Origin of the sequence: Pseudomonas sp. S3E17, from assembly GCF_024168685.1 — a bacterium.
Lineage (GTDB): Bacteria > Pseudomonadota > Gammaproteobacteria > Pseudomonadales > Pseudomonadaceae > Aquipseudomonas > Aquipseudomonas marginalis.
In genome coordinates this window covers 6,468,676-6,490,236 of sequence record NZ_JALJWE010000001.1, presented here as the reverse complement: position 1 = coordinate 6,490,236, position 21,561 = coordinate 6,468,676, and the positions used below count along the sequence as shown (strand labels likewise).

At 61.3% G+C, this 21,561-nt stretch carries 17 protein-coding genes; 8 read left to right on the top strand and 9 right to left on the bottom strand.

Features of this window, described 5'->3' with window-relative positions:
• Nucleotides 1-51: 51 nt before the first annotated feature.
• Both lolD and J3D60_RS29460 read right to left on the bottom strand, forming a co-directional pair.
• Entirely contained in the window at nt 52-735 is a 684-nt protein-coding gene (gene lolD / locus J3D60_RS29465) for a lipoprotein-releasing ABC transporter ATP-binding protein LolD (RefSeq protein WP_024074097.1), read from the bottom strand.
• A gap of 7 nt (nt 736-742) precedes the next feature.
• Nucleotides 743-1,993, bottom strand: a complete 1,251-nt coding sequence (locus J3D60_RS29460; protein ID WP_027604228.1) for a lipoprotein-releasing ABC transporter permease subunit — start codon at nt 1,991-1,993, stop codon at nt 743-745.
• 94 nt (nt 1,994-2,087) lie between these two features.
• Here J3D60_RS29460 and J3D60_RS29455 point away from each other — a divergent pair, with 94 nt between their 5' ends.
• On the top strand, nt 2,088-2,672 hold the full coding sequence (locus J3D60_RS29455; protein ID WP_027604229.1) for a PilZ domain-containing protein: 585 nt from the start codon (nt 2,088-2,090) through the stop codon (nt 2,670-2,672).
• A gap of 46 nt (nt 2,673-2,718) precedes the next feature.
• Nucleotides 2,719-3,441 (top strand): glycerophosphodiester phosphodiesterase family protein, encoded by a 723-nt coding sequence (locus J3D60_RS29450; protein ID WP_027604230.1) that lies wholly within the window; start codon nt 2,719-2,721, stop codon nt 3,439-3,441.
• 42 nt (nt 3,442-3,483) lie between these two features.
• On the opposite strand, the gene sthA is transcribed toward J3D60_RS29450, so the two are convergent.
• Nucleotides 3,484-4,878 carry a Si-specific NAD(P)(+) transhydrogenase gene (sthA, locus tag J3D60_RS29445; protein ID WP_003189670.1) on the bottom strand — a complete coding sequence of 465 codons (1,395 nt, stop codon included), beginning with the start codon at nt 4,876-4,878 and terminating at the stop codon, nt 3,484-3,486.
• A 234-nt stretch (nt 4,879-5,112) separates the two neighbouring features.
• On the opposite strand from sthA, the gene J3D60_RS29440 reads away from it, so the two are divergent.
• Entirely contained in the window at nt 5,113-5,646 is a 534-nt protein-coding gene (locus tag J3D60_RS29440) for a chalcone isomerase family protein (protein ID WP_253493693.1), read from the top strand.
• Nucleotides 5,647-5,982: 336 nt separating this feature from the next.
• On the opposite strand, the gene J3D60_RS29435 is transcribed toward J3D60_RS29440, so the two are convergent.
• Nucleotides 5,983-7,446, bottom strand: a complete 1,464-nt coding sequence (locus tag J3D60_RS29435; RefSeq protein ID WP_074844503.1) for a glyceraldehyde-3-phosphate dehydrogenase — start codon at nt 7,444-7,446, stop codon at nt 5,983-5,985.
• A 340-nt stretch (nt 7,447-7,786) separates the two neighbouring features.
• Between J3D60_RS29435 and mfd the strand changes: the two genes are divergently transcribed.
• The 3 genes from mfd to J3D60_RS29420 are packed head-to-tail and all read left to right on the top strand — an operon-like array spanning nt 7,787 to nt 14,517.
• Nucleotides 7,787-11,236 carry a transcription-repair coupling factor gene (gene mfd, locus J3D60_RS29430; protein WP_253493692.1) on the top strand — a complete coding sequence of 1,150 codons (3,450 nt, stop codon included), beginning with the start codon at nt 7,787-7,789 and terminating at the stop codon, nt 11,234-11,236.
• A gap of 11 nt (nt 11,237-11,247) precedes the next feature.
• The gene (locus tag J3D60_RS29425) at nt 11,248-11,814 is read left to right on the top strand and encodes a CsiV family protein (protein ID WP_065928156.1); all 567 of its coding nucleotides are present in this window, start codon (nt 11,248-11,250) and stop codon (nt 11,812-11,814) included.
• 9 nt (nt 11,815-11,823) lie between these two features.
• Nucleotides 11,824-14,517, top strand: coding sequence for a DEAD/DEAH box helicase (locus J3D60_RS29420; RefSeq protein ID WP_253493691.1), 2,694 nt, complete (start codon nt 11,824-11,826; stop codon nt 14,515-14,517).
• Here the strand turns inward: J3D60_RS29420 and nagZ are convergent.
• Nucleotides 14,514-15,521, bottom strand: a complete 1,008-nt coding sequence (nagZ, locus tag J3D60_RS29415) for a beta-N-acetylhexosaminidase (protein WP_253493690.1) — start codon at nt 15,519-15,521, stop codon at nt 14,514-14,516. The two genes, J3D60_RS29420 and nagZ, sit on opposite strands and share 4 nt — an antisense overlap.
• Before the next feature lie 136 nt (nt 15,522-15,657).
• Nucleotides 15,658-16,365: a TetR/AcrR family transcriptional regulator gene (locus J3D60_RS29410; protein WP_027604237.1), complete on the bottom strand. Its 708-nt coding sequence runs from the start codon at nt 16,363-16,365 to the stop codon at nt 15,658-15,660.
• 263 nt (nt 16,366-16,628) lie between these two features.
• Here J3D60_RS29410 and lexA point away from each other — a divergent pair, with 263 nt between their 5' ends.
• Nucleotides 16,629-17,237, top strand: a complete 609-nt coding sequence (gene lexA, locus J3D60_RS29405) for a transcriptional repressor LexA (protein WP_003172575.1) — start codon at nt 16,629-16,631, stop codon at nt 17,235-17,237.
• 10 nt (nt 17,238-17,247) lie between these two features.
• Nucleotides 17,248-17,721 (top strand): SOS-induced cell division inhibitor SulA, encoded by a 474-nt coding sequence (gene sulA, locus J3D60_RS29400; protein WP_065939343.1) that lies wholly within the window; start codon nt 17,248-17,250, stop codon nt 17,719-17,721.
• 100 nt (nt 17,722-17,821) lie between these two features.
• On the opposite strand, the gene J3D60_RS29395 is transcribed toward sulA, so the two are convergent.
• The 3 genes from J3D60_RS29395 to topA form a co-directional block, all read right to left on the bottom strand.
• Nucleotides 17,822-18,055 carry a hypothetical protein gene (locus tag J3D60_RS29395; RefSeq protein WP_010212068.1) on the bottom strand — a complete coding sequence of 78 codons (234 nt, stop codon included), beginning with the start codon at nt 18,053-18,055 and terminating at the stop codon, nt 17,822-17,824.
• A 118-nt stretch (nt 18,056-18,173) separates the two neighbouring features.
• Nucleotides 18,174-18,695 carry a DUF6586 family protein gene (locus J3D60_RS29390; protein ID WP_253493688.1) on the bottom strand — a complete coding sequence of 174 codons (522 nt, stop codon included), beginning with the start codon at nt 18,693-18,695 and terminating at the stop codon, nt 18,174-18,176.
• 205 nt (nt 18,696-18,900) lie between these two features.
• A complete protein-coding gene (topA, locus tag J3D60_RS29385) occupies nt 18,901-21,522 on the bottom strand; it encodes a type I DNA topoisomerase (protein ID WP_027604240.1) in 2,622 nt (873 codons plus the stop codon).
• Nucleotides 21,523-21,561: the final 39 nt, after the last annotated feature.

Genomic DNA, 21,561 nt, shown 5'->3' with positions numbered 1-21,561 from the left:
CACCGTTGGAAAAATAGAAAACCCGGCGTCAGGCACCGGGCTTGAAACAGGTCAGATGGCGACCAGATGACCTTCCTGCAGGTGCAGCACACGGTCCATCTGGCGGGCCATGCTCATGTCATGGGTCACCACCAGGAACGCGGTGCGCATCTGGGTGCTCAGTTCCAGCATCAAGTCCTTGATGCCCTGGGCGGTGTGGGAGTCGAGGTTGCCGGTGGGCTCGTCGAGCATCACCAGCCCCGGGTTGTTCACCAGGGCACGAGCAATCGCCACACGCTGGCGCTCACCGCCTGACAGTTCGGCCGGCTTGTGTTCCAGGCGATGGCCGAGGCCGACGCGCTCGAGCAACGCCTTGGCGCGCTGGCGCGCTTCCGGGATCGCGGTCTTGCCGATCAACAGCGGCATGCACACGTTTTCCAGGGCGGTGAATTCCGGCAACAGGTGGTGGAACTGGTACACAAAGCCCAACGAGCGGTTGCGCAACTGGCCACGGGCCTTTTCATTCAGGGCCGACAGTTCTTCACCGGCCAGCCATACGCTGCCCTGGGACGGCGTATCGAGGCCGCCCAACAGGTTGAGCAAGGTACTTTTGCCGGAACCGGAACTGCCGACGATCGCCACGCGCTCGCCGGGATGCAGTTCCAGTTGCAGGTTGGACAGCACCACGACCGACTCCGGGCCTTCCTCGTAGGATTTGCCCAGGTTGCGGCAGCTCAGGATTGCTTTTTCACTCATGCCCGATTCACTCATAACGTAAGGCCTGTGCTGGCTGGGTACGTGCCGCGCGCCAGGCTGGATACAGGGTGGCAAGGAAACTCAGGACCAACGCGGCGCCGCCCACCATCAGCACGTCCTGGGCTTGCACCTGGGACGGCAGGTAATCGATGAAGTAGACATCGGCGTTGAGGAACTTGTGGCCGATCACCTTTTCAAGCAAGGCGATGGCGGCACTGACGTTCAGCGCGGCCAAAATGCCTACCGCGGTGCCGATCAAGGTGCCGACCACGCCGATCACGGTGCCCTGCACCATGAAGATCGCCATGATCTGCCCCGGCGTGGCGCCGAGGGTGCGCAGGATGGCGATGTCGCCCTTCTTGTCATTCACCACCATCACCAGCGTGGAGATGATGTTGAAGGCGGCAACGGCGACGATCAGCAGCAACAGCAGGCCGATCATGGCTTTTTCCATGCGGATGGCCTGGTACAGGTTGCCGTGGGTGCGGGTCCAGTCGCGGGCGTAGTACTGGCTTTCACCCAGGTGCTGGGCGATTTCCCAGGCGCCGCGCGGGGCATCGAACAGGTCGTTGAACTTCAGGCGCAGGCCTTGCACCTGGTCCGGCTGCCAGCGATGCAGGCGGGCCAGGTCGGTGAGGTTGGTCAGGCCGAGGTAGCCGTCGATCTCGCCGGCGCCGACGTGGAAGGTGCCGACCACGGTAAAGCGCTTCATGCGCGGGAACATGCCGGCCGGCGTCACGGTGACTTCCGGCGCGACGAAGGTCAGCTTGTCGCCGATGCCTACGCCGAGCTTGGCCGCCGCCTTGTCACCGATGACAATGCCAAAACTGCCGGGGGCCAGATCGTCGAGTTTGCCCTGCAACATGAACTTGTCGATGATCGAGACGTTGCGTTCCTGGGCCGGGTCGATGGCATTGAGCAGGATTTTCTGCACCTTGCCGTCGTTGGTCAGCAACCCCTGCATCTGGGTAAATGGCGCCACGGCCACCACTTTGGGGTTCTGCTTGACCTTGGCGGCCAGGCTTTGCCAGTCGCTGATGGGCGCATCGCCCTCGATGGTCGCGTGGGGCACCATGCCCAGCACACGGGTGCGCATTTCATGATCGAAGCCGTTCATCACCGACAGCACCACGATCATCACGACCACGCCAAGGGCGAGACCGATCATCGAGGTCAAGGAAATGAACGACACAAAATGATTGCGACGCTTTGCACGGGTATAACGCGTGCCAATAAATACGAAGAGAGGTCTGAACATGTCGGGGCTTGTTCGGAGGAAAAGAAGACGTCCCGGTGGCGGGGTCTGGTAAGCAGCTTTACACTCAGACCATTACCGTTACCTGGGGTTCGCCATGTCGACATTAGATGAAGAAGAGCGCCGCGAATACTACCGTATCGACGACATGATCGCACTCCAAATCAAAAGCCTGTCTGCCCCCGAAGCGGCGAGCAAGGAAGTGTTGCTGGATGATTCACCGCTGTTCAATCTGCTCAGTGAACTGCACCTGAGCGAATTTGAAGCCCAGCACCTGTTGCGCCAGCTCAGCGAGAAGGATCGCACCCTTGTGGCCTTTCTTCGCGTGCAGAACAAACGCCTGGATTTGCTCAGCCAAATCATGGCCCGCGGCCTGCTGGATGAGGTCGGCGCTCCGCAGCCGGTGATCATTTCCGAAGGCGGCATCGATTTCCAACACCCCTCCCCCCTGACGGTGGGTGCACACCTGGCGGTCAAGCTGGTGCTGATGCCCCAGGCGCTCGGCCTGCTGCTGCGCGCGCGGGTCACCCATTGCGATCCCAAGGGCACAGGCTTCGACGTCGGCACGGAATTCGAAGCCATGACCGATGCCCAACGCCAGCTGCTGGCGCGCTACATCCTGCAGAAACAGGCGCAGGAACGGCGCCTGGCACGGGAACAGAGCGACGCCCAAGACACCTGAACTCTCGAATTCACCCTGCCAGACAAGCTGGCGTAAAGGAGCAACTGTGACCCTGATCTACGGCCACCGCGGTGCCAAAGGCGAAGCACCGGAAAACACCCTGACCAGCTTCCAGGCGTGTCTCAAGCACGGTGTACGCCGCTGCGAACTGGATTTGCACCTGTCCATGGACGGCGAGCTGATGGTCATCCACGACCCGACCCTCAAGCGCACCACCGACCGGCGCGGCAAAGTCGTCGAGTATTCGGCGGCAGACCTGGTGAAGATGGACGCGCGCAAAGGCGGCCCGGGCTGGGTCAAGCCTTGCCCGATTCCGCGCCTGGAAGAGCTGTTCGAACAGTGCGACTTCGATCACTGGCAACTGGAAGTCAAAAGCGCCTCGCGCACCCGTGCCGCGACCACCGTGCTGGCCATCCGTGAGATGGCCGTGCGTTTCGGCCTGATGGACAAGGTCACCGTAACCTCAAGCTCGCGGGAAGTGTTGAAAGCGGCGGTTGAACTCACCCCCGACCTGTCACGCGGGCTGGTCGCCGAATATGCCTGGCTCGACCCGCTGAAGGTCGCGCAGAACTACGGCTGTGAGATGCTGGCGTTGAACTGGACGTTGTGCACCCCCGAGCGCCTGGAAAAAGCCCAGCGCCAGGGCCTGCACGTGTCCGTGTGGACAGTCAACGAACCTGCGCTGATGCGCAGGCTCGCCGACTTCGGCGTAGATAGCCTGATTACAGACTTTCCCGGTTTGGCCACTGCCACCCTCGAGAATTACTGAAATCGGTCTCCCCGGCCGGCTCAGGCCACCGGCCGGAGCCGCTCAAAAAAGCCGGTTGAGGCCGTCGTAGGCCGCTACCCGATAGGCTTCGGCCATGGTCGGGTAGTTGAACGTGGTGTTGACGAAATACTTGAGGGTATTTTGCTCACCCGGCTGGTTCATGATCGCCTGGCCGATGTGCACGATCTCCGAAGCCTGGTAGCCGAAGCAATGCACGCCGAGGACTTCCAGGGTTTCGCGGTGAAACAGGATCTTGAGCATGCCTTGCGGCTCACCGGCGATCTGCGCACGCGCCATGCTCTTGAAGAACGCCTTGCCCACTTCGTAAGGCACCTTGGCCTTGGTCAGTTCGTGCTCGTTCTTGCCGATCGAGCTGATCTCGGGAATCGTGTAGATCCCGGTCGGCACGTCGTTCACATAACGCCAGCTGCCGTTGTCGACAATGCTGCCGGCGGCCGAACGGCCCTGGTCATGCGCCGCACTGGCCAGGCTTGGCCAGCCGATCACGTCACCGGCGCCGTAGATGTTCGGCACGCAGGTGCGATAGTTCTCGTCGACTTCGATCTGGCCACGGCTGTTGACCTTGACCCCGATGTTTTCCATGCCGAGCTTGTCGGTGTTGCCGGTACGGCCGTTGCACCACAGCAAGGCATCGGCCTTGATCTTCTTGCCGGACTTGAGGTGCAGGATCACGCCGTTGTCCAGGCCTTCGACCCGCTCGTATTCTTCGTTGTGACGCACGGTGATGTTGTTGTTGCTGAAGTGGTAGCTCAACGCCTGGGAAATTTCCGAGTCGAGGAAGCTCAGCAACTGGTCGCGGTTGTCCACCAGTTCCACCAGCACGCCCAGGCCACTGAAGATCGAGGCGTATTCACAGCCGATCACGCCGGCGCCGTAGATGATCAGCTTGCGCGGGGTATGGCCCAGGCTGAGGATGGTGTCGCTATCGTAGATACGCGGGTGGTGGAAATCGATGTCCGCCGGGCGATACGGGCGCGAACCGGTGGCGATGATGATGTGCTTGGCCACCAGCTTCTCGACCACGCCGTTGGCGCACACCACTTCGACGGTTTGCTCGTCGGCGAAGCTGCCGGTGCCGAAGAACAGGTCGACACGGTTACGGGCGTAGTAGCCGGTGCGCGAAGCGACTTGCTTGGAGATGACCTTCTCGGCGCTTTTCAGCACGTCCGGGAACGAGAACCAGCGCGGCTCACCAATGGCCCGGAACATCGGGTTGGTGTTGAACTGCATGATCTGGCGCACCGAGTGACGCAAAGCCTTGGACGGGATGGTGCCCAGGTGGGTGCAGTTACCGCCGACCTGGCGACGGCTATCGACCATCGCCACCTTGCGCCCTGCCTTCGCGGCGTTCATCGCCGCACCTTCTCCAGCCGGGCCGGAACCCAGTACCACCACGTCGTAGTTGTAGACAGCCATGCGTACTCCTCAGAACAGGCCAGGCGCACGGTTGGACGCCTGGCTAAATCATGCCGCGGCCAGCGGTCATGAAGGACAATTTGGCTCAAGTGTGTGAACCGGGGCACAGTCTATATAAGGCTCAACGCCGCGCACATTAACCCTTGGTCGCGTCGTAGGCCAGTTTTGCCTTTACTACAGGAACAGGAAACCGGCATTACACTGCTGACACGCACCTTTGCAGGACGGGTCATTATGCGGCATGTCGTTTTCTGTTTAATGATGATTTTTTCGGTTGTGGTGCATGCGAATGAGGCAGACCGCCTCCGGCAAGCCGATTTTCCTGCGCAAGCCCATGGACTGGCGCTGAAAAACCAGACGGTGTTCACCTACCTCTGGGCGGATGTGTACGCGGCTGCGCTGTATGCCCCGCAGACTGTGAGCGCCAGGCAGGCACGGGACTCGCAACAGCCGCTGCGCCTTGTGTTGTATTACTTTCGCGACATCGACCGCAACGATGTGATCAAGGCGGCGACGGCCACCTTGGAGCGCCAGCAAGCCAGCCCTCGCCTGAGGCTTGAAGTCGACCAGTTGCACGCCAGCTTTCGTAACATCCGCAGCGCTGATCGCTACGCCCTGGACTTTCGTCCGGGCCGTGGCCTGAATCTGGAGATCAATGGGCAGGTGGTGTTCAGCAGCCGCAATGACGCGCTGGCAAGGGCCTACCTGGGCATTTGGCTGGCACCCAAGGGTTTGTCCGATGACTTGCGCGGCAAACTGCTGAAATGAGTATGCATCCACTGAACGATCGCTATCGGGGGCAAGCCCTAACGCCAGTCAGTTAAGCGTACATTGCCTCCTGTAGGAGCGAGCTTGCTCGCGAAAAACGTCAACGATAACGCATGCTTCCTGAATGAACGCGGCGCCTGTGAGTTTTTCGCGAGCAAGCTCGCTCCTACAAAAAGCCTTAACTGACTGGCATTAACCCCTCCCACATGTCGACTTGTGAATACATTCAAATGTGGGAGGGAGCTTGCTCCCGATGAGGCCCTGCTCGACAACACAAAACCAGCAGCCATGAAAAAGCCCCGAACCAGTCGGGGCTTTTTCATTCAGTGCTAAGGCTTAGCGCGGGAACGCAGGCGGGTTGACCCCGGCCATGTCTTCCATCACGCGAACCACCTGGCAGCTGTAGCCGAACTCGTTGTCGTACCAGACGTACAGCACAACGCGGTTGTCCTGGCTGATGGTCGCTTCCGCGTCCACCACACCGGCGTGGCGCGAGCCAACGAAGTCGGTGGACACCACTTCCTGGGAATTGACGAAGTCGATTTGCTTGTGCAGGTCGGAGTGCAGCGCCATGTAGCGCAGGTACTCGTTCATCTCTTCACGGGTAGCGGCTTTCTCAAGGTTCAGGTTGAGAATGGCCATCGACACGTTCGGCGTCGGCACACGGATCGCGTTACCGGTCAGCTTGCCGGCCAGCTCAGGCAAGGCCTTGGCAGCGGCGGTGGCGGCACCGGTCTCGGTGATGACCATGTTCAGCGCGGCGCTGCGGCCACGGCGATCGCCCTTGTGGAAGTTGTCGATCAGGTTCTGGTCGTTGGTGTACGAGTGAACGGTTTCAACGTGGCCGTTGACGATGCCGAACTTGTCATTCACAGCCTTGAGCACCGGCACGATGGCGTTGGTGGTGCAGGAGGCGGCGGACACGATCTTGTCGTCAGCGGTGATTTCACCGTGGTTGATGCCATGCACGATGTTCTTGAGCTTGCCTTTGCCAGGCGCGGTCAGTACGACGCGGTCGATGCCCGGGCAGGCCAGGTGCTGGCCCAGGCCTTCGGCATCACGCCATACGCCGGTGTTGTCCACCAGCAGGGCGTCCTTGATGCCGTACTGGGTGTAGTCCACCTCGGTCGGGTTCTTCGCGTAGATCACCTGGATCAGGTTACCGTTGGCGGTGATGGTGTTGTTTTCTTCGTCGATGGTGATGGTGCCGTTGAACGAACCGTGTACCGAATCGCGGCGCAGCAGGCTGGCGCGTTTGGTCAGGTCGTTCTCGGCGCCTTTGCGCACCACGATGGCACGCAGGCGCAGGCCGTCGCCGCCACCGGTTTTTTCGATCAGGATGCGCGCCAGCAGACGGCCGATACGACCGAAGCCGTAGAGGACAACGTCGGTGCCTTTGCGGGCAGCGGCGTTTTGCTGGCCCACCACATCGGCCATTTCTTCACGCACGAACTGCTCGGCGCTGCGGCCGGCACCTTCCTTGCGGAATTTGTAGGCCAGCTTGCCCAGGTCTACCGAAGCCGCGCCGAGCTTGAGCTCGCTCATGGCCTTGAGCAGGGGGAATGTTTCGTGGACGGAGAGTTCGCTGTCGTCGGCGGAACGATGGCGAGCAAAGCGATGCGCCTTGAGAATCGCGATGACTGATTGGTTGATCAGGCTGCGGCCATAGATCGAGCTCACCACATTGTTATTGCGGTACAGCTGACCGATAAGCGGGATCATCGCTTCTGCGAGTGCTTCACGGTCGATCCATTCACCAAGACACTGGTCGGGCTTCTGAGTCACGGGAACCTTCCACATGTAGGGGCTGAAAAAAGGGGCTACATTATGTCGTCCGACCGCCCGTTGAGCAATGCGCCAGCCACAACAAAAAGCCCTTGCAAAAAAATACCACCCCGCTACAGGCCAGGAAACACGCGGGTTTCAGAAGGCCACCAATGGCGCAGTGCCGCCAACTTGTCCGTAACCCTCCGAAACATCCGTGCAAAACGGCACTACATAATGAGTCAAAAGGCTGCTTTGTTTGTCTTAGCCACTACATTTCCTACAAACCGTAATAGGCTCAGTCAGCAACTGACAGGCGGCACCTCGGGCCGTTACAATTACCGACTTTGTCGCAACGCTTGGAGCTCAACCTTCCGTGCCCGTTCTGCGTCTACCGCTTCTCCCTGCCGCGGCAGGTAAACAGCACTGGGGCAACCTGCCCGGTGCCGCCCTGAGCCTGGCCATTGCCGAGGCTGCCAGCGCAGCCAAGCGCTTTACCCTGCTGCTTACCGCCGACAGCCAAAGCGCCGAACGGTTGGAGCAGGAGCTGAGCTTCTTCGCCCCCGATTTGCCGGTGCTGCATTTTCCCGACTGGGAAACCCTGCCCTACGACCTGTTCTCGCCGCACCAGGACATCATCTCCCAGCGCATCGCCAGCCTGTACCGCCTGCCGGAACTGGCCCACGGTGTGTTGGTGGTGCCGATCACCACCGCCCTGCACCGCCTGGCGCCGACCAAGTTCCTGCTGGGCAGCAGCCTGGTGCTGGATATCGGCCAGAAGCTCGACGTGGAACAGATGCGCACGCGCCTCGAAGCCAGCGGCTACCGCTGCGTCGACACGGTGTATGAACACGGTGAATTCGCCGTGCGTGGTGCACTGATCGACCTGTTCCCCATGGGCAGCAAGTTGCCGTACCGCATCGACCTGTTCGATGACGAAATCGAGACCCTGCGCACCTTCGACCCGGAAAACCAGCGGTCCATCGACAAGGTCGAGTCGATCAAGCTGCTGCCGGCACGGGAGTTCCCGCTGCAAAAGGACGCGGTCACGCGCTTCAAGGCGCGCTTCCGTGAACGCTTTGACGTGGACTTCCGCCGCTGCCCGATCTTCCAGGACTTGAGCAGCGGGATTACCCCGGCCGGTATCGAGTACTACCTGCCGCTGTTCTTCGACGAAACCTCCACCCTGTTCGACTACCTGCCCCAGGACACCCAAGTGTTCTCGTTGCCGGGCATCGAACAGGCGGCGGAAAACTTCTGGAACGACGTGCGCAACCGTTATGAAGAGCGCCGCGTCGATCCTTCCCGGCCTTTACTGCCGCCTGCCGAATTGTTCCTGCCGGTGGAAGACTGCTTCGCCCGCCTGAAGAACTGGCCGCGCGTGGTCGCCAGCCAGCAGGATGTGGACGCCGGCAGCGGCCGCGAGCGTTTCCCGGCGGCAACGCTGCCGGACCTGGCGATCCAGGCCAAAGCCACGCAACCCCTGGAAGCACTCTCGAACTTCCTCGGCGACTTCCCCGGCCGCGTGCTGTTCACCGCCGAGTCCGCCGGGCGCCGTGAAGTGCTGCTGGAGCTGCTGGAACGCCTGAAGCTGCGGCCGAAAACCGTCGACAGCTGGCCGGATTTTGTCGCCGGCAAAGAGCGCCTGGCGATCACCATCGCGCCACTGGACGAAGGCCTGCTGCTGGATGACCCGGCGCTCGCGCTGATCGCCGAAAGCCCGTTGTTCGGCCAGCGCGTGATGCAGCGTCGCCGCCGTGAAAAACGCGCCGACGCCAACAACGACGCGGTGATCAAAAACCTCACGGAACTGCGCGAAGGCGCGCCGGTGGTGCATATCGACCACGGTGTCGGCCGCTACCTGGGCCTGCAGACCCTGGAGATCGACAACCAGGCCGCCGAATTCCTCACCATGGAATACGCCGAAGGCGCCAAGCTCTACGTGCCGGTGGCCAACCTGCACCTGATCGCCCGCTACACCGGCAGCGACGACGCCCTGGCGCCGTTGCACCGCCTGGGTTCCGAGACCTGGCAGAAAGCCAAGCGCAAGGCCGCCGAGCAAGTGCGCGATGTCGCCGCCGAACTGCTCGACATCTATGCCCGTCGTGCGGCGCGCGAAGGGTATGCCTTCGCCGACCCGAAGGCCGACTACGCCACCTTCAGTGCCGGCTTCGCCTTCGAAGAAACCCCGGACCAGCAAACCACCATCGAAGCGGTGCGCGCCGACATGCTCGCGCCCAAGCCGATGGACCGCCTGGTGTGCGGCGACGTGGGCTTCGGCAAGACCGAAGTGGCCATGCGCGCAGCCTTTATTGCGGTACACGGCGGCAAGCAAGTGGCGATCCTGGTGCCGACCACCCTGCTCGCCCAGCAGCACTACAACAGCTTCCGAGACCGCTTTGCCGACTGGCCGGTGACCGTGGAAGTGATGAGCCGCTTCAAGTCCGCCAAGGAAGTCAACGCGGCGGTCGCCGACCTCGCGGAAGGCAAGATCGACATCGTGATCGGCACGCACAAGCTGCTGTCGGACGATGTAAAGATCAAGAACCTGGGCCTGGTGATCATCGACGAAGAACACCGCTTCGGTGTGCGTCAGAAAGAACAGCTCAAGGCCCTGCGCAGCGAAGTCGACATTCTTACCCTCACCGCCACGCCGATTCCGCGCACGCTGAACATGGCGGTGTCGGGCATGCGCGACCTGTCGATCATCGCCACGCCGCCGGCGCGGCGCCTGTCGGTGCGCACGTTCGTGATGGAGCAGAACAAAAGCACAGTCAAGGAAGCGCTGCTGCGGGAATTGCTGCGCGGCGGCCAGGTGTACTACCTGCACAACGACGTAAAAACCATCGAGAAATGCGCCGCCGACCTCGCCGAACTGGTGCCGGAAGCACGCATCGCCATCGGCCACGGGCAGATGCGCGAACGCGATCTCGAACAGGTGATGAGCGACTTCTACCACAAGCGCTTCAACGTGCTGATCGCCTCGACCATCATCGAGACCGGCATCGACGTGCCTAGCGCCAACACCATCATCATCGAGCGGGCGGACAAGTTCGGCCTGGCCCAGCTGCATCAGCTGCGCGGCCGGGTTGGACGTAGTCACCACCAGGCGTATGCCTACCTGCTGACGCCGCCCCGCCAGCAGATCACCGGGGACGCCGAGAAGCGCCTGGAAGCGATCGCTAACACCCAGGACCTGGGCGCCGGTTTTGTGCTGGCCACCAACGACCTGGAAATCCGCGGTGCCGGCGAACTGCTGGGCGATGGCCAGAGCGGGCAGATCCAGGCCGTCGGCTTCACCCTGTATATGGAGATGCTCGAACGCGCGGTGAAAGCCATCCGCAAGGGCGAGCAGCCAAACCTCGACCAGCCCCTGGGCGGCGGTCCGGAAATCAACCTGCGCTTGCCGGCGTTGATCCCCGAAGACTACCTGCCGGATGTGCATGCACGCCTGATCCTGTACAAGCGCATCGCCTCGGCCACCGACGAAGAGGGCCTCAAGGACCTGCAGGTGGAGATGATCGACCGCTTCGGCCTGCTGCCCGAGCCGACCAAGAACCTGGTGCGCCTGACCCTGCTCAAATTGCAGGCCGAGCAGCTTGGGATCAAGAAAGTCGACGCCGGGCCGCAAGGCGGGCGTATCGAGTTCGAAGCGCAGACACCGGTGGACCCACTGGTGCTGATCAAGCTGATCCAGGGCCAGCCCAATCGCTACAAGTTCGAAGGGGCTACGCTGTTCAAGTTCATGGTGCCGATGGAACGTGCCGAAGAACGCTTTAATACATTGGAGGCGTTGTTCGAGCGCCTCATCCCGAAATCTGCTTGAAGGACGCCCCAATGCGCCTGTTCCGCATTCTGAGCCTGTTGTTGGTGGTACTCGCGCCTTCGGCATTTGCCGACAGTCCGTACCAGGTGGAAATGATCCTGGTACGCCAGAACGCGGAGCCGGCGCTCAACAGCCGCGCTGCGCCGGAAAACTGGGATGCGGGCGCGCAGCGGTTGGGCGACAGGCTGAGCCCGCCGCGCCTGAACAATATCGTCGACAAACTCAACGCCGATAACAGCTTCACCGTGCTGGCGCACAAGGCCTGGGAACAGAACCTCGGCGAGCAGCCGGTCAGGATCGCGATCACTGACGGCCAGGAGCAGTTCGGCCAGTTCCCCATCGAAGGGGTGTTGAGCCTGCAACTGGGGCGCTTCACGGATATCGATGCGGACTTCTGGCTCAACACGTTCGACAGCAACGGCAGTGTGGTGGCCAGCGAACACCTGAGCCAGAAAGACGTGCGCACCAAGAACAACCAGCTCAACTACCTGGATGGCGGCCACCTGGCACTGCTGATCAAGATCACTTCGCTGACCGCCAAGCCACCCAGCGCACCCCCGCCCGACATTCAGGACTGATCCAGCGCCATGCCCCTGACGTCGCCGTTGACCAAACCCCTGGCCCCTTCATGGGCCAATCGCTTCAAAGAGCAAAGCCTGGAGCGCGGGCGTCGCTATGCCCTGGAGAACCGCGTGCGCATCGTCGAATCCGGCGACAGCACCATCGTCGCCAGTTGCGAAGGCTCGGGGGGCAACGTTTACCGGCAGACCATCTCATTGCGCGAATCGGCCAAAGGCGCGCTGATCCTGGTGGACAGCCGCTGTACCTGCCCGGTGCACACCAACTGCAAACACATCGCCGCGGTGCTGCTCAAGGTCCAGGAAACCCTGGCCTACCCGGCGGCCGCCCAGGATGCCGAGTTGCTGGAAAAACTCCAGGCCGTGCTGGATAACCGCGTGGTGTTGCCGCAGGTGGTGATGGAGGATGTGGTGCCCGTGCCGCGCCTGTGGCTGGCCAGCGTCGAGTTCAGCGCATTTGAGCCGCGCAACGGCAAGATGCAACGCTATATCCAGCACCGTGCGGCGTTGTCGTTCAACTACCTGGGCAACTATGTCAGCGGGCAGAAGAACGCCGATATCATCGTGCGCCAGGAAACCCAGAGCCTGCGCATCAAGCGCCATCCCGAGCTGGAGCAGCCCTATCGCGAACAACTGCGCCTGCTCGGTTTCAAGATCGCCACGCGCCAGAGCAAGGCCTTGCCGGAAAGCGCCGGCGAGCTGTTCGAGATGGTCAATGACAGCGCCTGGCTGAACTTCACCCTCAATGCCTCGCCGACCCTGCGGGCCGAGGGTTGGGAGCTGCAGATCGATGATGACTTCGGGTTTGACCTGAGCGCCGTCGACGACTGGTACGCCACCGTCGATGAAGGCCCCGAGCGCGACTGGTTCGACCTGGAACTGGGGATTATCGTCAACGGTGAGCGCCTGAGCCTGCTGCCGATCCTGCTCAACCTGATGCGCTCCCACACCGAGATCCTCAACCCGGAAAAACTTGCGCGGCGCCGCGATGACGAGCTGATCCTGGTGAATATCCCCGGCCTGCCCAATGGCGGTCATGGCCCGCTGCAAGTGGCCCTGCCCTACGGCCGCCTGAAACCGGTACTGGCCACCCTCGGTGAGTTTTACCTGCAGGAGCCCGGCACCACCACGCTACGCCTGGCCAAGGCCGATGCGATTCGCCTCAATCCGCTGGAAGACCTGCCCCTGCAATGGGAGGGCGGCGAGAAGATCCGCAACTTTGCCCAGCGCCTGCGGGACATCAAGGACTTCACCTGTGTGGCGCCCGAAGGCCTGAATGCGACCTTGCGGCCTTATCAACTGGAAGGGTTGAGCTGGATGCAGTCGCTGCGCCAGCTGGAGGTGGGCGGCATTCTTGCGGATGACATGGGCCTGGGCAAAACCCTGCAGACCCTGGCGCATATCCTCAGTGAAAAGATCGCCGGGCGCCTGGACCGCCCGTGCATGGTGGTGATGCCCACCAGCCTGATCCCCAACTGGTTGGACGAAGCGGCGCACTTCACCCCGCAACTCAAGGTGCTGGCGCTGTACGGGGCCACGCGCAAAAAACACTTCGCCAGCCTGCAGGACTACGACCTGCTGTTGACCACCTACGCGCTGCTGCCCAAGGACATCGAGCACCTGGCCGCCCTGCCCTTGCATGTGCTGATCCTCGATGAAGCCCAGTACATCAAGAACCCTTCCAGCAAGGCAGCCCAGGCCGCCCGCGAGCTGAATGCCCGGCAGCGCCTGTGCTTGAGCGGCACACCGCTGGAAAACCACCTGGGCGAGTTGTGGTCGCTGTTCCACTTCCTGCTGCCGGGCTGGCTGGGCGACGTCAAAAGCTTCAACCGCGACTACCGCGTTCCCATCGAAAAGCGCGCCAGCGAGGTACGATTGCAGCACCTCAACGGTCGGATCAAACCCTTCCTGCTGCGCCGCACCAAGGAGCAGGTGGCCACGGAACTGCCGCCCAAGACCGAGATCATTCACTGGGTCGACCTCAATGAGGCCCAGCGCGATGTGTACGAGACCATGCGCCTGGCCATGGACAAAAAGGTCCGCGACGAAATCACCCGCAAAGGCGTGGCACGCAGCCAGATCATCATCCTTGAAGCACTGCTGAAGTTACGCCAGGTGTGCTGCGACCTGCGCCTGGTCAACGACGCGACCCTGCCCACCCGCGGCAGCAGTTCGGGCAAGCTCGACAGCCTGATGGAAATGCTCGAAGAGCTGTTTGAGGAAGGTCGCCGGATCCTGTTGTTTTCCCAGTTCACCTCGATGTTGAGCCTGATCGAAGTGGAGCTGAAAAAACGCGGTGTCGCTTACGCCCTGTTGACGGGCCAGACCCGCGATCGGCGCACACCGGTGAAGGATTTCCAGAGCGGCAAGTTGCAGATTTTCCTGATCAGCCTGAAGGCCGGTGGCGTGGGCCTGAACCTGACCGAAGCCGATACCGTGATTCACTACGACCCTTGGTGGAACCCGGCCACGGAAAACCAGGCCACCGACCGTGCGTACCGCATCGGCCAGGAGAAGCCGGTGTTCGTGTACAAGATGATCGCGCGGGGCACGGTGGAGGAGAAAATCCAGCACCTGCAGAAGGAAAAATCCGACCTGGCAGCGGGTGTGCTGGATGGGCGTACGACAGGGGATTGGCAGTTGGGCAACGAGGATATCGAGGCGTTGTTTGCGCCGTTGCCCAATAAGCAGGAAAAGCGCTAGATCAGCTGTGCATCCCGCAAAGCGCCAAGTGCGGTGAGCCAGCGCGGATCCTGCTTGTAGTCAGTCGAAGCAATCGCCTGCCCACGCATACTCCCGATGCGCGCCGACGGTGTGACCTTCATGCGCTGCGCCGCACTCAGCGCCAGCTCAGCCGCCGCACGATCGTTGCACACCAGCCCCATGTCGCAACCGGCGGTCAGCGCCGCCTCGATCCGACTGGCCGCGTCGCCGACCACATGGGCACCGGCCATCGACAGGTCATCGCTGAAAATCACCCCATCGAACTGCAACTCGCCGCGCAGGATGTCCTGCAACCAGCGGCGTGAGAAGCCGGCAGGCTGCGCATCCACCTGCGGGTAGATAACATGCGCCGGCATCACTGCCGCCAACTGCTTGCTCAGGCGTGCGAAAGGCACCAGGTCATTGGCGCGAATCTGTTCCAGGCTGCGTTCGTCATTGGGAATCGCGACGTGGGAATCAGCCTCGGCCCAGCCATGGCCGGGGAAATGTTTACCGGTGGCGGCCATGCCGGCGCTGTTCATGCCTCGGATAAAGGCACCGGCGAGCACGGCGGCGCGCTCGGGATCGCCCTCGAAGGAACGGGTGCCGACCACGGCGCTGCGCTGGTAGTCCAGGTCCAGTACCGGGGCGAAGCTCAGGTCGAGACCGACCGCCAGTACTTCGGTGGCCATGATCCAGCCGCACTGCTCGGCCAGGTACTCGGCATTGGGGTTGTCCGCCAACGCGCGCATGGCCGGCAGGCGCACAAACCCCTGGCGCAGGCGCTGTACGCGACCGCCTTCCTGGTCGACCGCCAGCAGCAGGTCCGGGCGCACGGCACGAATCGCCGCGCTCAATTCCCGCACCTGCCGTGGGTGCTCGATATTGCGCGCAAAAATGATCAGGCCACCGACCTCAGGCTGGCGCAACAGGTGGCGATCCTCGGCCGTCAGCCAAGTACCGGCCACGTCGACCATCAAAGAACCTTGCAGGGCAGCAGTCATAAACCTTCCTTAAATAACGCACACAACCCGTTGACCCCACCAGGCGCAGTGAGGACAACAGGTTGCGAGTAAATAGCTGAATTCGACATGGGCAGCTAGCTTAGCGGATGCAAGCGGCCGCGCACACCCGGAGCGGTCAAACCTTGGCGGCAGCTGGCGTGGATTTGCTGCGCGGGCGCAATTGAGCGGCAGCCATGGCCGAGTCGGTCACGCCGGTTTCAGCGCGCATACCTGCGGCAAGGAATGGCACCATCAGGCGCATGACCTGCTCAATGGAAGTATTTACGCCGAAATCGGTCTCGGCAATCGCACGCAACGCCTTGATCCCGGACATGCTGAATGCGGCCGCACCGAGCATGAAGTGCACGCGCCAGAACAGTTCGATAGGCGGAATACGCGGGGCGGCTTCGTTGACCAGCAACATATAGCGGCGGAATACCTTGCCGTACATGTCTTCCAGGTAACGGCGCAAGTGGCCCTGGCTCTGGCTGAATGCCAGGCCCAGCAGGCGCATGAAGATCGACAGGTCATTGCCGCTGCGTGGCTGAACCACCAGCGCCTGCTCCACGAGCATTTCCAGCAGGTCTTCCAGGGTCGGCTTGTGGTCGGCCTTGGCCTGGCGGCGCTCGAGTTCACGGTCCAGGCTGGCACAGAACGGCCCCAGGAAGCGCGAGAATACCGCCTGGATCAGGGCCTTTTTCGAGCCGAAATGGTAGTTCACTGCGGCGAGGTTTACCCCGGCTTTGCTGGTGATCAGCCGCAATGAAGTTTCAGCAAATCCTTTTTCCGCGAACAATTGCTCGGCAGCATCGAGAATGCGTTCAACGGTTTCCGACTGGGCCATGGATACTCCGCCTGACAAACACTTGTTTGAAACATACGTTTCAGGGTGTGTCTTGTCAAGCCTGCAAGTTCGCTTTCCGGCCGGGCAGTCATCTATTTCATCGCTATTTAATCACATACTCCCAGGTCTGTAGGCAGCGCTATCTCTGCCTTGTAGGACAGCTAACGAATGACCGTCCAGCGGAGGCGTAGAAAAGGATGATTGCCAAGCGCAGTCCACTGTATATAATCCCAGTCACTGTATAAAAAGACAGAGCGATCAACATGCTAAAACTGACGCCACGCCAAGCTGAGATTCTGGCTTTTATCAAGCGCTGCCTCGATGACAACGGCTACCCGCCGACACGAGCCGAAATTGCGCTGGAACTGGGGTTCAAGTCCCCCAACGCCGCCGAAGAACACCTCAAGGCCCTCGCTCGCAAAGGCGCGATCGAGATGACCCCCGGTGCTTCACGGGGTATTCGCATCCCTGGCTTCGAAGCCAAGGCCGACGAATCGACACTGCCGATCATCGGTCGCGTCGCCGCCGGTGCGCCCATCCTGGCACAGCAGCACGTCGAGGAATCCTGCAACATCAACCCGACCTTCTTCCACCCTCGCGCCGACTACCTGTTACGGGTGCACGGCATGAGCATGAAGGACGTAGGGATCTTCGATGGCGACCTGCTGGCCGTCCACACTACCCGCGAAGCCCGTAACGGCCAGATCGTCGTCGCCCGTATTGGCGATGAAGTCACCGTCAAACGCTTCAAGCGCGAAGGCAGCAAGGTCTGGCTTCTGGCCGAGAACCCTGAGTTCGCCCCGATTGAAGTGAACCTGAAAGATCAGGACCTGGTGATCGAAGGCCTGAGCGTCGGCGTCATTCGCCGCTAAAGGAGGCATCATGCAGCTCGTGCACACCCCCCAACACACACAACTGTCGCTGTTCGAGGCCTTTATGGCCCAACCCCTTGCGCCCATCCTCAAGGAAACGGTCGAGGCGCCCTGGGGCGCCGAACCTGAGGCGTTCAGTGAACTGTCGTTGCGCGGTGCGGCTGGGAGCTGCCTGAGCCTGCTGGCGCCGATCCTTCGTGAACTGAGCGAGGAACAGGATGCACGCTGGTTGACGCTGATTGCCCCGCCCGCCAGCCTGACCCAGGCCTGGCTACGGGATGCCGGCCTTAATCGCGAGCGCATCCTGTTACTGCAACCCCGCGGTGCGCAAAGTGCTCAGCAGTTGACCTGTGAAGCCTTGCGCCTGGGCCGTAGCCACACCGTGGTGAGCTGGCTCAACCCGCTGAATGCCACTGCCAAGGCACAGCTGATCAGCGCAGCGCGTACCGGCGATGCACAGAGCTTGAATATTCGATTGGGGTAATTCGGTGTGCCGCAGGCTGTCCCTGGGGAGGGGCCTGTTGTGGCGAACGGTCTTACTGTGGTGAGCGGGCTTGCCACAACAGCGAACCCACTTGCCCCACTCAGTGAAGAACGCGCGGGCCGTCTTCTTTCTCGGGCTCGCCTTCTGCCAGGCGACCGGCCATCTGCACACCAACGCTCAACATGGCTTTTGCCACTTCCACGTGCTGGCCCTGCAGGAACACCTTGGCGTCCTCGGAAAAATCCAGGATAACCAGAGAACCTTCGTCCTCGGCCCGGCGCAGCTCGATTCGGCCGTCAGGCAACTCAACAATTTCCAGAAAGGACGTCGGCATAAAAGTCTGTTCTCCACGAAAGGCCGGGATTATATCAGTCATCCGCCCGGCCTCGCTGAGGATCTGAAGAGGTTTCTTTACGGCTTGATGAACGGTGCCATGTGAATCCGACCAACGTTCAGCACTCGTTCAAACCTTCACGAAAGCGCAATGCCATCTTTTTCAGCGCCTGACGCCAGCCTTCCAACTCTTGGCGACTCAATGGCTTGGGCTCTTCCTCTTCCAATGCAACCGCAACGATCAAGGGCTGGGTCACATCGCCCTTGGGCACATGGGGAACACGGGGCGGCTGAAACATATCCGCATGGGCCTTAAGCAGACGCGCGACCCAGCTGTCAGGGCTCTGCGCCATTTCCACCAATTCGGCCAGCTCAGGGATCGCCATGCTTTCCAGCACCTCACGATTCATGATCATTTCCGCACGGGGCGAACCGGCCTGGGGCAAGCGGTAGAACCCGGCGATCTCATGACACAAGCCCAGTAACGCACCATACAGGTGGAACAACGCGGCTTCACGCCCGGCCTGGACCAGCGCAATCGCATTCATCTCCTTCCCCTCCTCGGCACGGCCAAGGGCTTCCAGGGACAAACCCGCAAAATAAATTTTCTGATTGGTACGGGTATAGAGCTCGTTGGCCATAACGGCAATCTCCACAACGAATAAGCGTGATCCTGGCTATGTAGGAGCGAGCTTGCTCGCGAAAAACTTCAGAGCACCGTTTGGCGCCAGGTTTTTCGCGTAATCGTTAACAACCTTCGCGAGCGAGGACCAGGCGCCCTCCTCGTTCCCACAGCAAGCAAAAGCCGTCTATACAGACGGCTTCTAACGTTAACAGACTAGCGGGTCAAGCGCCCTGGCGCTTGTCCTCGACCTTCCACTTGCCACCGTCGTAGAACGCTTTCCAGCCGGTAGGTTTGCCGTCCACTTCGGTCTGCACGTACTGCTCCTTGGTCTTGCGGCTGTAGCGGATCACGGCTGGGCGGCCATCAGGATCCTTCTTCGGCGCTTCACACAGGAAGTGGTACTTCGGATCGATCTCGTCCTTGTGCGGCACGATCTCCAGCACCAACGGCGCTCGGGTCTCGCGGTTTTTCGGGAACTGGCTGGCCGCCAGGAACAGGCCCGAGGCGCCGTCACGCAGGATGTAGGTGTCGTTGACCTTCTCGCACTTGAGTTCCGGCATCTTCACCGGGTCCATTTTCGGCGGCGCCGCGTCACCGCTTTTCAGCAGTTTGCGTGTGTTCTTGCAGGTCGGGTTGGTGCAACCGAAGAACTTGCCGAAACGGCCGGTCTTGAGCTGCATCTCGCTGCCGCACTTGTCGCATTCGAGGCTCGGGCCTTCATAACCCTTGATGCGGTAGCTGCCCTCTTCGATCTCGTAGCCGTCGCAATCCGGGTTGTTACCGCAGATGTGCAGCTTGTGCTTCTCGTCCAGCAGGTAAGCGTCCATCGCCGTACTGCAGATCGGGCAGCGGTGCTTGCCACGCAGTACCAGCGACTCGGATTCACCCTCGTCGTCGGCGGCGATTTCATCGCCCGGCACCAGGTTGACGGTGGCCTTGCAGCGTTCTTTCGGCGGCAGGCTGTAGCCCGAGCAACCGAGGAACACGCCGGTGGATGCGGTACGAATCTGCATCGGACGGCCACAGGTCAGGCACGGAATGTCGGTCATCACCGGCTGGTTGGCACGCATGCCGCTCTCAGGGCTTTCGGCCACTTCAAGTTTTTTCTTGAAGTCGCCGTAGAACTCGTCGAGCACGTTTTTCCAGTCGCGCTCGCCCTGGGCCACGTCATCGAGGTTCTCTTCCATACCGGCGGTAAAGCCGTAGTCCATCAGGTTGGAGAAGCTCTCGGACAGGCGCTCGGTAACGATATCGCCCATCTTTTCCGAATAGAAACGACGGTTGTGCAGCGCGACGTAGCCACGGTCCTGGATGGTGGAGATGATCGCCGCGTAGGTCGACGGACGACCGATACCGCGCTTCTCCATCTCTTTCACCAGGCTGGCTTCCGAATAACGCGCCGGCGGCTTGGTGAAGTGCTGGGACGGGTCGAGCTTGATCAGCTTCAACGTGTCGCCCTGAGCCATGTCCGGCAGCACATCGTCATCGCCAGGCTTGGCGATCTGCGGCATCACCCGGGTGTAGCCGTCGAACTTGAGGATACGACCCTTGGCGCGCAGCTCGAAGTCCCCGGCGCCGACACTGACGGTAGTGGACAGGTATTGCGCCGGCAGCATCTGGCAAGCCAGGAACTGGCGCCAGATCAGCTCGTAGAGGCGCTCAGCGTCGCGTTCCATGCCACTCAGCTTGCTTGGCTCGGTGTTGGCATCGGAAGGACGAATCGCTTCGTGCGCCTCCTGCGCGCCCTCTTTGCTGCTGTAGACGTTCGGCTTCTCCGGCAGGTACTTCTTGCCGAATTCGCTTTCAATATAGGTACGCGCCATCGCCACCGCGTCTTGCGACAGGTTGGTGGAGTCGGTACGCATATAAGTGATGTAGCCGGCTTCGTACAGACGCTGGGCCATCATCATGGTTTTCTTCACCCCGAAGCCCAGGCGGTTGCTCGCGGCCTGTTGCAGGGTGGAGGTGATGAACGGCGCCGACGGCTTGCTGCTGGTCGGTTTGTCTTCACGCTTGACGATGCTGTAGCTGGAGGCCTTGAGCTTTTCCAGCGCGGCCATGGCCTGGGCTTCGTTCAGCGGCTTGAACGCCTCGCCTTTCTCACGGGCCACTTCGAAGCGCACGTTGGCGCCCTTGGCGGTGCCGAGATCGGCGTGGACTTCCCAGTATTCCTCGGGGTTGAACGCACGGATCTCACGTTCGCGCTCCACCACCAGCTTGACCGCTACCGATTGCACACGACCGGCGGACAGGCCACGGGCGATCTTGGCCCACAGCAGCGGCGAGACCATGTAGCCCACGACGCGGTCGAGGAAACGACGGGCCTGCTGGGCGTTGACGCGATCGATGTCCAGCTCGCCCGGCTTGGAGAAGGCTTCCTGGATGGCTTTCTTGGTGATTTCGTTGAACACCACACGCTTGTAGCGGCTGTCATCACCGCCGATGGCTTCCCGCAGGTGCCAGGCAATGGCTTCCCCTTCGCGGTCCAAGTCCGTTGCGAGATAGATGGTGTCGGCATCCTTGGCGAGCCGGCGCAGCTCTTCGATGACCTTTTCCTTGCCCGGAAGGATTTCGTACTTGGCCTTCCAGCCATGATCCGGGTCCACACCCATGCGCGAGACCAGCTGCTTGCGCGCTTTCTCTTTAGGCGTGAGCACCGGACCTTCGCCCGCGGCCGCCTTGCCGCGCTTGGCGGCAGGCTCCTTGCTGGCGCTAGCCGAACCGCTGGTGGGCAGGTCTCGGATATGGCCGATACTCGACTTCACCACGTACTCGTTGCCCAAGTACTTGTTGATGGTCTTGGCCTTAGCCGGGGATTCCACAATGACCAGCGATTTGCCCATGGATCGGAAAATTCCTGAATTCGAGAAGTGAAAGGCAGT

Coding starts and splice junctions, on each gene's coding strand:
- lolD (WP_024074097.1), bottom strand. CDS start 735: ATGAGTGAAAAAGCAATCCTGAGCTGCCGCAACCTGGGCAAATCCTAC.
- J3D60_RS29460 (WP_027604228.1), bottom strand. CDS start 1,993: ATGTTCAGACCTCTCTTCGTATTTATTGGCACGCGTTATACCCGTGCA.
- J3D60_RS29455 (WP_027604229.1), top strand. CDS start 2,088: ATGTCGACATTAGATGAAGAAGAGCGCCGCGAATACTACCGTATCGAC.
- sthA (WP_003189670.1), bottom strand. CDS start 4,878: ATGGCTGTCTACAACTACGACGTGGTGGTACTGGGTTCCGGCCCGGCT.
- J3D60_RS29440 (WP_253493693.1), top strand. CDS start 5,113: ATGCGGCATGTCGTTTTCTGTTTAATGATGATTTTTTCGGTTGTGGTG.
- J3D60_RS29435 (WP_074844503.1), bottom strand. CDS start 7,446: ATGTGGAAGGTTCCCGTGACTCAGAAGCCCGACCAGTGTCTTGGTGAA.
- J3D60_RS29425 (WP_065928156.1), top strand. CDS start 11,248: ATGCGCCTGTTCCGCATTCTGAGCCTGTTGTTGGTGGTACTCGCGCCT.
- J3D60_RS29420 (WP_253493691.1), top strand. CDS start 11,824: ATGCCCCTGACGTCGCCGTTGACCAAACCCCTGGCCCCTTCATGGGCC.
- nagZ (WP_253493690.1), bottom strand. CDS start 15,521: ATGACTGCTGCCCTGCAAGGTTCTTTGATGGTCGACGTGGCCGGTACT.
- J3D60_RS29410 (WP_027604237.1), bottom strand. CDS start 16,365: ATGGCCCAGTCGGAAACCGTTGAACGCATTCTCGATGCTGCCGAGCAA.
- lexA (WP_003172575.1), top strand. CDS start 16,629: ATGCTAAAACTGACGCCACGCCAAGCTGAGATTCTGGCTTTTATCAAG.
- sulA (WP_065939343.1), top strand. CDS start 17,248: ATGCAGCTCGTGCACACCCCCCAACACACACAACTGTCGCTGTTCGAG.
- J3D60_RS29395 (WP_010212068.1), bottom strand. CDS start 18,055: ATGCCGACGTCCTTTCTGGAAATTGTTGAGTTGCCTGACGGCCGAATC.
- J3D60_RS29390 (WP_253493688.1), bottom strand. CDS start 18,695: ATGGCCAACGAGCTCTATACCCGTACCAATCAGAAAATTTATTTTGCG.
- topA (WP_027604240.1), bottom strand. CDS start 21,522: ATGGGCAAATCGCTGGTCATTGTGGAATCCCCGGCTAAGGCCAAGACC.